14 protein-coding genes and 1 pseudogene are annotated in these 15,161 nt (G+C 70.5%); 7 read left to right on the top strand and 8 right to left on the bottom strand.

Annotation, left to right across the window (positions count from 1 at the left end; translation table 11 throughout):
- Positions 1 to 28: 28 nt before the first annotated feature.
- From AB0K73_RS19220 to AB0K73_RS19230, 3 genes are all read right to left on the bottom strand, one after another.
- A complete protein-coding gene (locus AB0K73_RS19220; protein ID WP_360518674.1) occupies positions 29 to 451 on the bottom strand; it encodes a MerR family transcriptional regulator in 423 nt (140 codons plus the stop codon).
- Positions 448 to 795, bottom strand: a complete 348-nt coding sequence (locus tag AB0K73_RS19225; protein WP_360518671.1) for a hypothetical protein — start codon at positions 793 to 795, stop codon at positions 448 to 450. Before AB0K73_RS19225 ends, AB0K73_RS19220 begins: the two co-directional genes overlap by 4 nt.
- Positions 796 to 955: 160 nt before the next feature.
- Positions 956 to 1,711, bottom strand: a complete 756-nt coding sequence (locus AB0K73_RS19230; protein ID WP_360518668.1) for an alpha/beta hydrolase — start codon at positions 1,709 to 1,711, stop codon at positions 956 to 958.
- Between the two features lie 125 nt (positions 1,712 to 1,836).
- Between AB0K73_RS19230 and AB0K73_RS19235 the strand changes: the two genes are divergently transcribed.
- On the top strand, positions 1,837 to 2,487 hold the full coding sequence (locus tag AB0K73_RS19235) for a GntR family transcriptional regulator (protein WP_360518665.1): 651 nt from the start codon (positions 1,837 to 1,839) through the stop codon (positions 2,485 to 2,487).
- Positions 2,488 to 2,583: 96 nt separating this feature from the next.
- Here AB0K73_RS19235 and AB0K73_RS19240 read toward each other — a convergent pair.
- Positions 2,584 to 3,456: pseudogene (locus tag AB0K73_RS19240) on the bottom strand (DUF5937 family protein); the annotation flags it as partial.
- Positions 3,457 to 3,512: 56 nt separating this feature from the next.
- Between AB0K73_RS19240 and AB0K73_RS19245 the strand changes: the two are divergent.
- From AB0K73_RS19245 to AB0K73_RS19265, 5 genes are all read left to right on the top strand, one after another.
- The gene (locus tag AB0K73_RS19245) at positions 3,513 to 4,949 is read left to right on the top strand and encodes an MFS transporter (RefSeq protein WP_360518662.1); all 1,437 of its coding nucleotides are present in this window, start codon (positions 3,513 to 3,515) and stop codon (positions 4,947 to 4,949) included.
- Positions 4,950 to 5,076: 127 nt separating this feature from the next.
- Positions 5,077 to 6,444 carry a deoxyribodipyrimidine photo-lyase gene (locus AB0K73_RS19250; protein WP_360518659.1) on the top strand — a complete coding sequence of 456 codons (1,368 nt, stop codon included), beginning with the start codon at positions 5,077 to 5,079 and terminating at the stop codon, positions 6,442 to 6,444.
- A 249-nt stretch (positions 6,445 to 6,693) separates the two neighbouring features.
- Positions 6,694 to 7,908 (top strand): MFS transporter, encoded by a 1,215-nt coding sequence (locus tag AB0K73_RS19255; protein ID WP_360518656.1) that lies wholly within the window; start codon positions 6,694 to 6,696, stop codon positions 7,906 to 7,908.
- A gap of 82 nt (positions 7,909 to 7,990) precedes the next feature.
- Positions 7,991 to 8,380, top strand: coding sequence for a hypothetical protein (locus tag AB0K73_RS19260; protein ID WP_360518653.1), 390 nt, complete (start codon positions 7,991 to 7,993; stop codon positions 8,378 to 8,380).
- Between the two features lie 36 nt (positions 8,381 to 8,416).
- Positions 8,417 to 8,983 carry a putative immunity protein gene (locus AB0K73_RS19265; RefSeq protein WP_360518650.1) on the top strand — a complete coding sequence of 189 codons (567 nt, stop codon included), beginning with the start codon at positions 8,417 to 8,419 and terminating at the stop codon, positions 8,981 to 8,983.
- A gap of 7 nt (positions 8,984 to 8,990) precedes the next feature.
- Here AB0K73_RS19265 and AB0K73_RS19270 read toward each other — a convergent pair whose 3' ends face one another.
- Both AB0K73_RS19270 and AB0K73_RS19275 read right to left on the bottom strand, forming a co-directional pair.
- Complete coding sequence (locus tag AB0K73_RS19270) at positions 8,991 to 9,494, bottom strand: hypothetical protein (protein ID WP_360518647.1); 504 nt, start codon at positions 9,492 to 9,494, stop codon at positions 8,991 to 8,993.
- A gap of 81 nt (positions 9,495 to 9,575) precedes the next feature.
- The gene (locus tag AB0K73_RS19275) at positions 9,576 to 10,415 is read right to left on the bottom strand and encodes a helix-turn-helix domain-containing GNAT family N-acetyltransferase (RefSeq protein WP_360518644.1); all 840 of its coding nucleotides are present in this window, start codon (positions 10,413 to 10,415) and stop codon (positions 9,576 to 9,578) included.
- Between the two features lie 174 nt (positions 10,416 to 10,589).
- Between AB0K73_RS19275 and AB0K73_RS19280 the strand changes: the two genes are divergently transcribed.
- A complete protein-coding gene (locus tag AB0K73_RS19280; RefSeq protein ID WP_360518641.1) occupies positions 10,590 to 11,969 on the top strand; it encodes an ATP-binding protein in 1,380 nt (459 codons plus the stop codon).
- A gap of 127 nt (positions 11,970 to 12,096) precedes the next feature.
- Here AB0K73_RS19280 and aceB read toward each other — a convergent pair whose 3' ends face one another.
- Positions 12,097 to 13,800 carry a malate synthase A gene (aceB, locus tag AB0K73_RS19285; protein WP_360518638.1) on the bottom strand — a complete coding sequence of 568 codons (1,704 nt, stop codon included), beginning with the start codon at positions 13,798 to 13,800 and terminating at the stop codon, positions 12,097 to 12,099.
- A 32-nt stretch (positions 13,801 to 13,832) separates the two neighbouring features.
- The gene (gene aceA, locus AB0K73_RS19290; RefSeq protein ID WP_360518635.1) at positions 13,833 to 15,155 is read right to left on the bottom strand and encodes an isocitrate lyase; all 1,323 of its coding nucleotides are present in this window, start codon (positions 15,153 to 15,155) and stop codon (positions 13,833 to 13,835) included.
- Between the last annotated feature and the right edge of the window lie 6 nt (positions 15,156 to 15,161).

Below are 15,161 nucleotides of genomic sequence, written 5' to 3' on the forward strand. Positions count from 1 at the left end.
TGTCCCTGGACTGAGCCGCGGACGAACGTCACCCGGCCCGTCGCCCCGCGATGGTCGGGAACGGGATCGGGCAGTTCTCCTCGAGTGCGCACACGGCGAGGTCGTCGCATCCGGCCTCGATCGCGCGCTCGAGCGTCGCCTCGATCTGCTGCAGGGCCGCGATCTTCTCACGCACCTGCACGAGCTTCGCGCGCGCGCTGTCGGCGAGACGCGGGCGCCGACGGTGCGCGTGGGACCCGATGTCGATCAGCTCGGCGATCTCGTCGAGCGAGAACCCGAGCGCCTGCGCGGCCTTGACCACCTGGAGCACGAGCACGGTGTCGTCGTCGTAGAGCCGATGCCCGCCGAGGCTGCGGTCGGGCTCCGCGAGGATGCCGCGGCGCTCGTAGTACCGCAGCGTCTGGAGGTTGACCCCGGCGCGTTCGGCGACCTCCCCGGCGCGGAGGGTCATGCGGTCGTCTCCCCCGAAGCGCGGGCGTGCAGCGCCGAGGCGACGAGCGCCTCGAGCACCGCCGCGTGCGGCGGTGGCACGGTGACCGCCATCACGGCGCCCGTGTCGCCTTCTTGGAACTCGAACGTGAAGAAGGAGCAGCAGGAGGTCTCGCGAGCGGCCAGGTCTCGTGCGGTGGCGGCGCTCCGAGCGGTGAGCGCGAACTCCGCACTCGTCGGGGAGGTACGGGTCACCCTGCGCAGCTCTGAGGCGAAGAGTCGCTCGAACTCCTGCTCGCGGAGCGGCCGTTCCACCGTCGGCAGCGTGCACGACGAGGGAACCCAGGTCACGGTTTCGGTACTCATGACTCCACGATAAACCTGTACTCGAGTACCGGTTGCAACCGATCACCGGCTCTGGCGCGGAGCTTGCGCAGGAGAATGGGCCCCATCCCTCCGGTGAGGCGGGGATGGGGCCTATTCTCCTGCACAAGCTGCGGCTCGGCGGGGCGGGGTGGTGGATGGATCAGCGCGCGGTCGACTGCGCGGCCTCGAGGACGGGGGCGGTGGCTCGCGCCGCCTCGAGGATGAGGTCGGTCACGGCGCCGGGCTGCGAGACCGTGACGGCGTGGGAGGCGTCGACCTCGAGGAGGTGGGCGTTCGCCCGCTCGGCCATGAAGCGCCCCAGTTCGGCGGGGATGGCGAGGTCCTGGACCGCGAGCAGCACCCACGACTCGATCGACTTCCAGGCCGCGCGTGTGGCCGGGGCCTCGAACGCGGCGAGCGCGAGCGGACGCTGGGTGATCGCCATCCGCCGCGCCACGGCAGGGTCGACGTCGCCGGCGAACAGGGCGTTGAACCGCTCCTGGTCGATGTAGAGCTCGGTCGCCGTCCCCTCGGGCGTGGGGTAGGCGACCGGCTGCGCGGCGCTGCCGAGCTCCGCGCCCGGGAACCTGACGACGAGGTCGGCGAGGCTCTCACCCGGCTCCGCGAGGAAGCTCGCGACGTAGACGAGCGCGGTGACATTCGGGTTGCCGTCGGCGGCGTGGCTCATGATGTATCCGCCGTACGAGTGGCCGGCGAGGACGATCGGGCCCTCGATGCTCGCGAGGACGCTTCGCAGGTACTCGGCATCGCTCTCGAGTCCGCGGAGCGGGTTCGCGACCGCGATCACCGGGTGTCCTGCCTGACGCAGCGCGTCGATCGAGCCGTTCCAGCTCGACGAGTCCGCGTAGGCGCCGTGGACGAGGACGATGGTCTGCTTGCCGGAGGTCGTGTTCATGGTGTGGTTCCTTTCGTGGTGGTGCGCTCCGCTTCGGAGCACCCTGGTGATTCGGTGTAACGCGTTTCGCGTGCAATATATTGCATTCACTTCCGAACGGCAAGGAAGTGCGTGCAATATGTAGTGTGCCCATTCCCGCGAATCGTCCGCCCGTCGACCGCTCGCTCCTGCGAGACGACGTCTACCGGCGCCTGCGCGACGCGATCGTGGACGGCACCTTCGCTCCTGGCGAACAGCTGAAAGACGGAGAACTCGCGACATGGCTGGGCGTGAGCCGGACCCCGGTGCGCGAGGCACTCCTTCGCCTCGCCCAGGGCGGGCTCGTCATTGCTCGACCGGGCCGGTCGACGGTCGTCAGCTCGCTCGACGTGCGGGCCACCCGAGACGCGCGCGATGTCGTCGCTGCCATGCACGCGTTGGCCGTTCGAGAAGCGGTCGAGCAGTTCACCGCCGCCGACCTCGACGTCATGCGCGACGCCGCCCTCCGGTTCGCAACGGCCCTCGACGCCGGCGACATCGACGCCGCCCTCCGCGCCGACGACGAGCTCCACGACATCCCGGTGATGGTCTCCGGGAACCGGGCGATCGCCACGGTCCTCGAGCAGTTCATGCCGGTGTTGCGTCGGATCGAGCGGGTCCGGTTCGCGTCAGCCGACGGACGCCGCTCGCCCGACCGTCACGACGAGCTCATTCGGCTCTGCGCCACCGGCGACGTCGACGGAGCCGCCGCCGTCGCGTACGACACCTGGCACAGCCTGCCGGTCACGGCGGACTGACGCAGACACCTGAACGGCGCGGGTCTCGAGCAGCGCGGTGCCGAGTTCGCTGCGCAGGTACAGCACGCTCCGGCCGTACCTCGTGCTGACGAGCAGCCCCGCGTCGCGGAGCACCCGCAGATGCTGGTTCACCGCCGACGCCGTGACCCCGAGCCGCACGCCCAGCTCGGTCGACGACGCCGGGTCGCCGAGGGCCGCGAGCAGGCTCGCGCGCGTCTCACCGAGCACGGCCGCGACCGCGGCGGGGTTCGCAATGCGCTCCGCCTCCCACAGCGCGCCCTGCCCGCGTGCCGAATACATGATCATGGGCGGTCCGTCGCCGACGGGAACGGAGACGCGCCTCGTGAACAGGGTCGGCACGAGTGTGAGCCCGTTGCCGTCGATCGCGAACGTGCGCTCGCGAGGATCGGAGAGCCGCACCGCCACGACGCCGTGCTCGTACGAGAGGCGCGACGAGAGCCCGTTGAGCATCGTGGCGAGGCCCGCCTGTGCGACCTGTCGCCCGCGATACACGACGTCGGCCTCGAGCACGGCGCGCATGCGCGGCCAGTACGGCTCGAAGCAGGTCTCCCACAGCTGCCGCAGCGCGCGCACGATGCGACGGAGCGCGGCGGTCGTCGAGCCGGCGAACGGTTCGGGCACGTGTCCGTGCACCGCGAGGAGGTCGGCGCGGAACACCTCGGGCGGTGTCGCGAGCAGCGCATCGAACTCGTCCTCGAGCCGGGTGAGCGGCGATGACGGACGGGGGTTCAGGAAGTCGGGCGTCCACATGCGTTCGTCGATGAGCGCGGCGAGGGTGCCGAGGTCGAGCCTCGCCCGAGCCTGCTCGGTACGACGAAGCCAGCCGAGCTGGAGCGGGAACCGCTCGGGCTGCCGGATCGCGCGCAGCGAGAGTGCGAGTTCGCTCAGCGGGGAGATGCCGAAGCGCACGGCGCCGACGTCGTCCTCGGTGAGCAGGTAGCGCAACATGTAGCACTACGCTACATCGTTTTCGACGGCCCGCACCGATCTGGGAGAACGGATCCGTGACCCACTCCCCCGTCCCCGACACCGGCACCCTCCCCGTCATCGAGCCCGAGCTCGACGACGCCGCCGCAGCGTCCGACGAGGCGGCATCCGCACCGGCAGTGAACCGAGCGGATGCCCCGGCCGCGCGCCGTGGGCTCGTGCGTCGGCTCGCGGCATCCGTCGACGACCCCGTGTTGCGCATCCTGGTCATCGCGACCCTGATCAGCCGGGTCGGCCGCGGTGTCTTCCTCACGGTGACCGTGCTCTACTTCACGCTCATCGTCGGGCTCGCCGCGCACGAGGTCGCCATCGTGCTCGCCGCGGCGAGCGCCGCGGGCGTGCTCTCATCGCTCGCGGGGGGATGGCTCGCCGACCGGATGAGCGCACGGCGACTGCTCATCGTGCTCTCGACACTCGACGGCATCGGCCTCATCTGCTACGTCTTCGCGGGCGACTTCGTGACCGCGCTCATCATCGCCGTACTGGTCGGAACCGTCGAGCAGGCGTCGAACTCGACGCGCATGGCGATCCTCGCGCGGGCGTTCGACAACGAGAGCCGGGTGCAAGCCCGGGCCGTGCTGCGCACCGTGACGAATCTGTCGATCGCCGTCGGCTCGGGCATCGGCGCGCTCGCACTCGTCGCCGGCACCGCAGAGGCGTACCGGTGGATCATCGTCGGCGCCGGGTTCATGTACCTGCTCGGCGTCACCCAGCTCGTGCGCCTGCCTGTCTCCGTCGACGCGCCGAGTCGGCCGTTGAGCGCTCCCGTGACGACGAAGACGGGGTCGACGGATGTCGCGGCATCCGCACGCTCGGAACGGCTCGCCCTGCGCGCGCACTCCCCCTGGCGCGACCCGCGCTACCTCGCGCTCACCGCCCTCAGCGCGATCTTCGGCATGCAGTTCGGCGTCGGCGAGGTCGGCGTGCCGCTGTGGATCGCGAACGAGACGGCCGCACCCGAAGCGCTCTTCGCGGTCGTACTCATCCTCAACACGGTCATCGTGGTGCTCTTCCAGGTGCCGCTCTCGAAGGGGACGCACGACCTGCGCATGGCCGGCCGCGTCTCGGCGATCGCGGCGTGGCTCATGGCGGCCGCGTGCCTCGTGTACGCGTCGGCCGCGGGTGTGGGGGCCGGCTTCGCGATCGCGATCATCCTCGTGGCGGCGCTGGCGCACGCCTTCGCCGAGGTGCTCTCGCAGGCGGGCGGCTGGGGCCTCAGCTTCGAGCTCGCCGACCCGGTGCGAGCCGGCACGTACCAGGGCGTGTTCGCGATGGGATACTCGGTCGGCGCGCTCGCGGCACCCCTCGTGGTCACGTCGACGGCGCTCTCGGTGGGACTCGCGGGATGGGCGATCCTCGCGGGCATCTTCCTCGCGTCGGGGCTCGGCACGTGGGCGATCGCGCGGGCGGCGGCGCGGGCCGCTGGGCACGCGACGCCTGCTGCGAGCACCTGACCCGTCCACGCCGGACTTCACGCGATCTGCAGGACGCAACAGCCGCCGAGATCCTGCGAATCGGCGAATCTCCTGCGAACCGAGCAGGGATCGGGTGCCCGACCACACCGTCGGCTAGGGTCACCGCATGGCAGGTGCGCCGACAATCGTGTGGTTCCGCGACGACCTGCGGGTCGCCGACCACCCGGCGCTGGCCGCCGCCGCCGACCGCGGCACGCCGATCGTGTGCGTGTACGTGCTCGACGAGGTCTCGCCCGGCATCCGTCCGCTCGGCGGGGCCGCGAAGTGGTGGCTGCACGGCAGCCTCGGCGCGCTGGCGGCGTCACTCGAGTCGCTCGGCGGCACGCTCGTGCTGCGTCGCGGACCGGCGGCGCGCGTCATCCGCTCGCTCGTCGACGAGACCGGCGGCGGCGCCGTGTTCTGGAACCGGCGCTACGGCGGCCCTGAGCGCGAGCTCGACGCCGCGCTGAAGGCCGAGCTCACCGACGCCGGCGGGGAGGCGCGCAGCTTCGCGGCGAACCTGCTCTTCGAGCCGTGGACCATCCGCACCGGGCAGGGCACGCCCTTCTCGGTGTTCACGCCGTTCTGGCGCGCCTGCACTTCGGCGCCTGAGCCGCGGCATCCGCTGCCCGCTCCGTCCTCGATCGAGGGCACGGATGCCGCGAGCGACGCGCTCGACGACTGGGGCCTGCTGCCCACCCGACCCGACTGGGCCGCGGGGCTCCGCACGTCGTGGACGCCGGGCGCCGACGCCGCGCATGCGCGGCTCGCGGAGTTCGTCGCCGACGACCTCGCCGACTACGACGAGGGGCGTGACCGTCCGGCGCTCGCGGCGACCTCGCGCCTGTCGCCGCACCTGCGCTGGGGCGAGCTGAGTCCCTACGAGGTGTGGCACGCCGTGCGCGAGCGGCGGGCCGGGGGGCCGGGCGCCGCTCGTTTCCTCAGCGAGCTCGGATGGCGCGAGTTCGCATGGCACGTGCTCTTCCACGCCCCCGACCTCGCGACCCGCAACTGGCGCGCCGAATTCGACGCGTTCCCGTGGCCGCCCCTCGACGACGCGGCCCTCGGCGCCTGGCAACAGGGCCGCACGGGCGTGCCACTCGTCGACGCGGGCATGCGCGAGCTGTGGGCGACGGGCGCCATGCACAACCGCGTCCGCATGGTCGTCGCGTCGTTCCTGACGAAGAACCTGCTCATCGACTGGCGCCGCGGCGAGGAGTGGTTCTGGGACACCCTCGTCGACGCCGACGCCGCTGCGAACGCGTTCAACTGGCAGTGGGTCGCCGGTTCGGGGGCGGATGCCGCGCCGTACTTCCGCATCTTCAATCCCGAGCTGCAGGCGGCGAAGTTCGACCCACGTGGGGAGTATGTGCGGCGCTGGGTGCCCGAGGCCGGCACCGACGCGTATCCGGAGCCGATCGTCGACCTCCGCGAGAGTCGTGCGGCCGCGCTCGCGGCTCATGAGCAGGTGAAAGCGGCGCGCGTTCGGGAATGATGAGACGGTCGGCACGACATGCACGGTCTCGCCGGAAGCCGTTATGCTGTGCACGATCGGTCTCATGGTTGCCTGAACTTCAACTCCCCTCGCCTCCCGCCCCTCGCCGTTTCTGACCACGGCCAGGGCGAGTTTCGGCACGCCGTTCTGAGCGTGCGCTCACCTTGCAGGCAAACGGGCTCTCCGCTCTTCCGATGATCCGCTCATCCGCGGTTCTGCGTCGAGGGCCCATCGCATCCGGAGACCGTGATGTCCACCGAACAACTGTCCTATCGAGCTGCGCTGCGTACGCGACACGTCGCTCGTTCCTTCCTTCCGAGCATCATCGGGCGGCTGTCCCTCGCGACATCCGGCCTCGCGTTGGTCTTCCTGGTCGAACGGTCCACGGGCTCGTTCGCGATCGCCGGCGTGGTGATCGCCACGCTCGGCATCGCCAACGTCGTGGCAACCCCCTGGCGCGCGCGGCTCATGGATCGGCGGGGGCAGACAGTGGTGCTGACGGCGCTCAGCCTCACCTACGCCGCTTCGCTCGTCGCCCTCGGTCTCAACGCGTATGCGGAGCTGCCGATGCTGCTGTGCCTCGGGGCGATGGCCGGGGCATCCTCACCGCCGTTCGCGACCAGCATGCGGGTGCTGTGGTCGACGGCGTTGCCGCCGGGCGGACTGCGCACGCGCGGGCTCAGCCTCGATGCCGTGGCCGGGGAGGTGACGTACGCGGTCGGTCCCCTGCTCACGGCCGTCCTGGCCGCGGCCGTCGACCCGTTCGCGTCGCTGCTCCTCTCGGTCGGCTGCATCGCGGTCGGTGCAGCGTTGTTCGTGACCAGCCCGCTGTCTCGCGAGCAGCGTGGTTCGCACGGCACCGAGCACACTGCGCCGGTCACCAGCTCCCCGCTGCGCACCCGAGGCTTCCCGCCCGTCGTGCTCGCCATGGTCGCTCCCGGAATCGTCCTCGGTGCCGTGGACATCGCGGCGCCGGCCGTTGCCGCCGAGCAGGCGAACACGGTGCTCTCAGGGGTGCTGCTCGCCCTCTTCGCGGGCGCGAGCGCCGTCGGCGGCCTGCTCTACGGCTCCCTGCGGTTGCGATCCGTCCTGGAACGCCAGCTGCTCGTCCTGACCCCGGTGCTCCTCCTCGTCGCCGCCGCCACCGGGCTCGTGGGCGGCACCGTCGCGGCACTGATCGGCTTCGTGCTGAGCGGCCTCTTCCTCGCGCCGGCGCTGATCGCCGGGTACCTCGCCGCGAACGCGCGCGCCGATCATTCGGTTCGCACCGAGGCGAACGGCTGGATGGACACGGCGGTGCAGTTCGGTGCGGCGCTCGGCGCCGCAGTGTTCGGCGCCCTCACCGACGTCGCCGCGCCCGGGCACGCGCTCGCGATGAGCGCCGTGGTCCCGGGTGTCATCATCGCGACCTGTGCACCGTTCCTCCTCCGATCGCGACGTCATGAAGTGTCGGAGCAGCCCTGATCACGATCGTCTCGCGGGTCGGGCGCCTGCTCATCCGGGCGATGTTCGCCTTCATGTCGGCAGTGCCGCATAGGCTCACCTCGTGGCCACCCTCGACGACCTGCGCCGCACTGCCGTCGCGCTGCCCGGCACCGAGGAGCGCGCAACGACCGGCGGGGCGGCATGGTTCGTGCGCGGCAACCTGTACGCGTGGGAGTGCCATCCTTGGCCGAGCATCCCCGCAGACATACGCGAGACGATCGCGGCCGAGCTCGTCGTCGGGGTGAAGGTCGCCGACCGCCTCGACGCGCTCGCCCTGGTCGAGATGGCGCCCGACGTCTTCCTGCGCACCACGACCACCTGGGGCGAGCCGAAGGTCGCATTCCGTATGGCGGGCATCGACGACGAGCATCTCGCCGAGCTCGTCACGGAAGCGTGGCGCGTGCAGGCTCCGAAGTACCTGCGGCGTGAGCTCGACGACGTGGGCACGTAGCGAATCTCCCGACGGCCGGTGTGAGATGCTGCTGGCGTGCCTTCCCCGCAGTCGCTGAGCGAATCGGAGCGCCGCACGGTCGCAGCGTGGGCCGCAGACTGTGCTGAGCGAGTCTTGGTCGTGTTCGAAACGGAGGCTCCGGCAGATGGTCGACCGCGTGATGCCATTGCTCGAGCTCGAGCGTTCGCGCGCGGTGAGCTCGACGCCGCCGGTGAGATACGCCGGCGGTTCGTTGCCGGTCGGGCTGCGCATGCCGTGCGCTCTCCTGCGGCCACGGCTGCCGCCCGGGCCGCCGCTCAAGCCGCCGGGGTCGCTCACATGGGCGCGCACGCTCTCGGCGCCGCCGCCTACGCCGCGAACGCGGCCGGGCTCGCCGCTCCCGACAGGCCGGCGGCCGTCCGCGACGAGATCTCGTGGCAGCTCGAGCGCATGAACGACGAAACGAGGTCGGCGCTTCGGCAGTTGCCGTTGGTCGGCGAGGACTCGGCGGGTCCTCTCGGCTCAGGACTTCTCGCGTCCGGCATCCTCGGGTCGATCATCCGGGAGACCCAGGCCGCCCTGACCGGTACACCGCCGCAGGAGGATCTCGGGTCGTCCGCTTGAGGTCTCGCTACTGAGTCCGCCGAGCGACCATCCGTTCTTCGAGTTGCCACGTGCGTGCCTCATCATCCGACCACTCCCCGAGCCACACGAAGCGGTCCCGGCTGATCTCGGTGAAGCGCCAGCGCAGGAGGGGTTCCTCGTCGAGGCTGACGAGATGGATCTCACCCTCGACCTCGCGGCCGATGAACTTGCGAACCCGTGCGTTGATCGGTTCGATCCACGTCGATCGCCAGGCGCCGATTCGCTCGTCGAAGAATCGGATCGTCGACCCGTGGAATGCGTACCCCGGCTCGCCGGCACCCGGACTTCCGACGGAGGGAACCACCCACACGTCCTGAACGGCGCGACCGCCGAGCACCCAGCCGAAGTGGAGCTCACCGCGGACGTCGAGTGGCGCGCGGGGATCACCGGGACGACTCCACTCCAACTCCCACGAACCGATGAATCGACCGAATGTCTCCAGCTCCGAATACGACGGTGCGGTCGCGTGGAGCGCTGCAGCAAGCGACATGACCTCAGGCTAAGCGGAGCGACCGACATCGAACGGCCCGGATGTCGAGGCCCCTCGACGGGACCGGCCCGAGCGACCGACCTACGTCAGCGGCTTCTCGAACCAGAGGTCGGCGTAGAACTCGTCGTTGAACGGCTCGACCTCGACGTAGCCGGCCTTGCGGTACATCGCGATGGCCTCGGTGAGCGTCGCGTTCGTCTCGAGAGTGACGGATGCCGCGCCGTGCTCGCGTGCGGCCCGCTCGAGTGCCTCGAGGATGCGCCGCCCGACGCCCATGCCCCGCACGGATTCGTCGACCCACATGCGCTTGAGGTACGCGCTGCCGTCGTCCTGGAACAGCACGCCGCCGCAGCCGATCGCCCGGCCGTGCAGACGGGCGAGCACGAACAGCCCGGTCGGTTCCGTGAACTCGTGCATGTCGGGATGCAGGCTCTGGCCGGCGTCGAATCCGTCGGCGAAGCGACGGGTGAGCTCGTCGTAGTAGGCGGCGAGGCACCGGCGAGCGTCGTCGGACGCGACATCCGCCGGCTCCACCTCGACGAGACCCGCGTCGAGCAGGCGCATGACCGTGCCCATGGCGTCGACGAGCCGACGTCGCTGCCCATCGCTGAGCGGGGCGAGCAGCGACGCCGCGAGCTCGTCGCTGCGCCGGTCGAGCTCTGCAAGCTCGGCGCGGCCGGCGTCGGTCGAGCGGACGCTCCGCACGCGGGAATCGGCGGGCGACGCGTCGACCGTCACGAGACCCTCGCGCTCGAGTGAGCGCAGCAGCCGGGAGAGGTAGCCCGAGTCGAGCTCGAGCCGCTCCCGGATGTCGCGCACGTCGACGCCGCCACCGTCGACTTCCCACAGCACTCGCGAGGCGCCGAGCGATCGGGCGCTGCCGAGGTAATGGTCCTGCAGGACGCCGATGCGGGAGGTCACCGCACGATTGAACGCACGCACGCTTGCGATGGCGGTGGGATCGGCAATGGAAACGGCCTGATCGATCATATTGCTGACCTTAGTCAGAGAACGGGGAATCGACAAGACTCAGGGCACGATCACCGATCCTCGCACTCCTCGCAGAGCGAGCGCCTCGGTGGCAGGATCGTCACCATGGGGGCCGACACCATCGAGATCTCAGCACGTTCCACCGACGGGCGTTCCTTCAGCGTCGCGGATGCCTCGGGCTCGCCCGTCGTCGCGGGCTCGCTCGTCATCGTGGCGGGCGACGGCGCGCGGCAGCTCGCGCTCGTCGAATCGCGGTCGGAGACCGAGCCGCCGACGCTGCGCGGCCGCCTGCTCGGCGAGCTCGTCGACGGACGCCTCGACACCCGCAGCAGCCGAGCGTTCGACCGCGCGAACCTCGAGCCCGCCGACCTCGACACCCTCGACCTGCTGCACCGCACCACCGGCGCACGACTCGAGGTCGGCACGGCACTCACCGCTCCCGGCGGCGCCGCGCGGCTCCTCCCCCACCGCTTCAACCGGCACACCTTCTGGTGCGGTCAGAGCGGGTCGGGAAAGACGTACGCGCTCGGCGTCGTGCTCGAGCAGCTCATCACGCACACCGCCCTGCCGATCGTGATCTTCGACCCGAACTCCGACTTCGTGCGCATCGGCGAGGTGAACCCCGGCGCCGACGGCCCGACGGCCGAGGCGCTCGCGCAGCGCGACATCCGGGTGCTCCGTCCGAACGTCGAGGGCGCCGAGCCGTTGCGGGCGCGGTTCACGAGCATGCCGATCGCGTCGAAGGCCGCGGTGCTGCAACTCGACCCCGTCGCCGACCGGGAGGAGTTCAACTCCCTGCTGCACATGCGCGACGTGCTCGACACGATCGAGATCGACCGGATCCTGCCGACGCTCCGCGAGTCGGACGACCCCGCCCACCGGCGCCTCGCGCTTCGGCTCGAGAACCTCGGCGTGCTCGACTGGGAGGTGTGGGCGGGCACCCGCACCGCGGCGACCGAGGTCATCGACGAGCGGCCGGATGCCACGGTCCTCGACCTCGGCGGATTCTCCACGCCCGAGCAGCAACTCGTCGTCGCACTCTCGGTGCTCGACGAGCTCTGGGAGCGCCGCGAGGAACGACGGCCCGTCCTCCTCGTGATCGACGAGGCGCACAACCTGGCGTCGCCGACCGTCGACTCAGCCCTCGCCATCGCGGTGCGCGAGCGCCTCATCCAGATCGCCGCCGAGGGACGCAAGTTCGGGCTGTGGCTGCTGCTCTCGACCCAGCGGCCGTCGAAGGTGCATCCGGGCATCATCAGCCAGTGCGACAATCTCGCGCTCATGAAGATGTCGTCGCCCATCGACCTCGTCGAGCTCGGCACCTACTTCGGCTACGCCCCCGCCGAGCTCATTGCGCGGTCGCCGTGGTTCCGTCAGGGCGAGGCGCTGTTCGCCGGCGGATTCGTGCCGGCACCCACGCTCCTGAAGATGGCCGCGCGGGTCACGCCCGAGGGTGGCAGCGACGTTGGCGTGCCGCTGCGCTGACCTGCGCTGACCTGCGCTGCGGTTGCGCAGGGCATTCAGCTTGCGCAGGAAAATGGGCGCCATCCCTCCTGTGGGGAGGGGATAGCGCCCATTTTCCTGCACGAGCTGGAGCCGGGGCTGCGACGTCCTACAGGAACCGGGTGTACGCCGGGATCGTGAGGAACGTCGGGAACTCCGGCTCGAGCGCGACCGAACGGAACACCGAGATGGCGTCGTCGAAGCGGTCACCGTCGAAGCGGGGCAGCTCGGCGACGGCCACGGCCATGAGTCGCACGATCGACGTCTGGTCGATGCGCGTGCCCTCGGCGGTCACGGTGTTGTCGTGCAGCCACTGCCAGACCTGCGAGCGCGAGATCTCGGCGGTCGCGGCGTCCTCCATGAGGTTGTCGATCGCGGCGGCGCCGACACCCCGCAGCCACGACTCGATGTAGCGGATCGCGATCGAGATGTTGTCCTGCACGCCCGCCTCGGTGATCTGACCGCCGGCCGACGGGATGTCGAGCAGGTCGGCCGCGGTGACCGCCACGTCGTCGCGCAGGCGGTCGACCTGATTCGGCCGGTCGCCGAGCACCGCGTCGAACTCGGCACGCGCCGTCGGGATGAGGTCGGGGTGGGCGACCCACGTGCCGTCGAACCCGTCGCCCGCCTCGCGGCGCTTGTCGGCCGAGACCGCGGCGAGGGCGCGCTCGGTGACCTCGGGGTCGCGACGGTTCGGGATGAACGCGCTCATGCCGCCGATCGCGAACGCACCCCGCTTGTGGCACGTCTGCACGAGCAGCTCGGTGTAGGAACGCATGAACGGCACCGTCATCGAGATCTGCTTGCGGTCGGGCAGCACCCACCGGCGGCCGCGGGAGCGGAACGTCTTCACGATCGAGAAGATGTAGTCCCAGCGTCCGGCGTTGAGTCCGGCGCAGTGGTCGCGCAGCTCGTAGAGGATCTCGTCCATCTGGAACGCGGCCTGGATCGTCTCGATGAGCACGGTCGCGCGCACGGTGCCCTGCGGGATGCCGAGCGCGTCCTGCGCGAACACGAAGATGTCGTTCCAGAGCTTCGCCTCGCGGTGCGACTCGAGCTTCGGCAGGTAGAAGTACGGTCCGCGGCCCTGCTCGATCAGCTTGCGGGCGTTGTGGAAGAAGTACAGCCCGAAGTCGACGAGCGAGCCCGACGCGTGCATGGCACGGCCGGCCCGGTCGTGGAACTTCAGGTGCTTCTCCACGAGGTGCCAGCCGCGCGGACGCATCACGATGGTCGGCGTCTCGGTCGCGGTGACCCGGTACTCCTTGCCCTCGGGGCTCGTGTACTCGAGGTTGCCGCGCAGGAAGTCGAAGAGCGACAGCTGTCCCTCGATGACGTTCTGCCAGGTGGGGCTGGTCGCGTCCTCCTGGTCGGCGAGCCAGACCTTCGCGCCCGAGTTCAGCGCGTTGATCGCCATCTTCCGGTCGGTCGGACCGGTGATCTCGACGCGACGGTCCTCGAGGCCGGGGGCGCCGCCGGCGACGCGCCAGGACGCGTCGTTACGGATCCACTCGGTCTCGGGCAGGAACTTCGGGTCGCGCCCGTTCGCCGCGTCGACGCGGTTCTGCAAGCGGATGGCGAGCAGCTCGTGCCGGGTGTGCGCGAAGCGGTCGTGCAGGTCCGCGAGGAACTGCAGCGCCTCGGGCGTGAGGATCTCGTCGTAGCGCTCGCCGAGCGGCGCGGCGACCTCGATGCGGGGCTCCACAGTCTGGAAGCTACCAGTTGCGGGCGCAGGCGGGCTCACGGTGCGGTTGGTGGAATCGGATGCCGCGGCATCCGTTCGCTCGAGCATCATGCTGGGCGTGGTGTTCATGGTCGTCTCTCCTCCGCTGGTGCGGGCGGGTGTCAGTGGTTGAACTGCTCTTCCTCGGTCGATCCGACGAGTGCGAGGGTGGCGCTGTTGGGGTTCAGCGCGGTGGCGATCTGGTCGAAGTAGCCGGTGCCGACCTCGCGCTGGTGGCGCGTGGCGGTGTAGCCGGATGCCTCCGAGGCGAATTCCGCCTCCTGGAGTTCGACGTAGGCGCTCATGTGGCGCTCGCTGTAGTCCTTCGCGAGCGTGAACATGGAGTGGTTGAGGGCGTGGAAGCCCGCGAGGGTGATGAACTGGAACGCGTAGCCCATTGACGCGAGCTCGCGCTGGAACTTCGCGATCTGGTCGTCGTCGAGGTGGCGCTTCCAGTTGAACGACGGCGAGCAGTTGTAGCTCAGTCGCTTGCCCGGGAACTTCGCGTGCACGGCCTCGGCGAACCGGCGGGCCAGGTCGAGGTCGGGCTCACCCGACTCGACCCAGAGCAGGTCGGCGTACTCGGCGTAGGCGAGGCCACGCGCGATGACCGGCTCGATGCCGTTCTGCACGTTGTAGAAGCCTTCGGCGGTGCGCTCGCCCGTGATGAACGGCTTGTCGCGCTCGTCGTGGTCGCTCGTGAGGAGCGTTGCGGCGAGGGCGTCGGTGCGGGCGATGATGATCGAGGGGACGCCCGCGACATCCGCCGCCAGACGCGCCGCGTTGACGGTGCGGATGTGCTGGCCGGTCGGGATCAGCACCTTGCCGCCCATGTGGCCGCACTTCTTCTCGCTGGCGAGCTGGTCCTCCCAGTGCACGCCCGCGGCGCCGGCCTCGATCATCTGGCCCATCAGCTCGTACGCGTTCAGCGGGCCGCCGAAGCCGGCCTCGGCGTCGGCGACGATCGGGGCCATCCAGTCGCGGTCGTCGGTGCCCTGCTCGATCTGGCCGGCGCGCAGCAGCGCGTTGTTGATGCGGCGCACGACGGCGGGAACCGAGTTGGCGGGGTAGAGCGACTGGTCGGGGTAGGTCTGGCCCGAGAGGTTCGCGTCGGCCGCGACCTGCCAGCCCGAGAGGTAGATGGCCTTGAGGCCGGCGCGCACCTGCTGCACGGCCTGGTTGCCGGTGAGGGCGCCGAGCGCGGCCGACCACTCGGGGTCCTCCATGCGCTCGAACGCGGTGCCGGTGTTCTTCTGGATGTCCTCCCAGAGCTTCTCGGCGCCGCGCTTGGCGAGCGTGCGCTCCTCGCGCACCGGGCCGCGAAGGGCGATGACGTCCTCGGCGGTGTAGTCACGGCGGACGCCCTCCCAGCGCGGGTCGGCGTCCCACTCGAGCTGCAGCTGGGCAGCGGTCTGGGTCTGGTCGCCAGGTCGGTTGGTGCTCATCGTGGT

Source organism: Agromyces sp. NPDC052230 (genome assembly GCF_040679595.1).
Lineage (GTDB): Bacteria > Actinomycetota > Actinomycetes > Actinomycetales > Microbacteriaceae > Agromyces.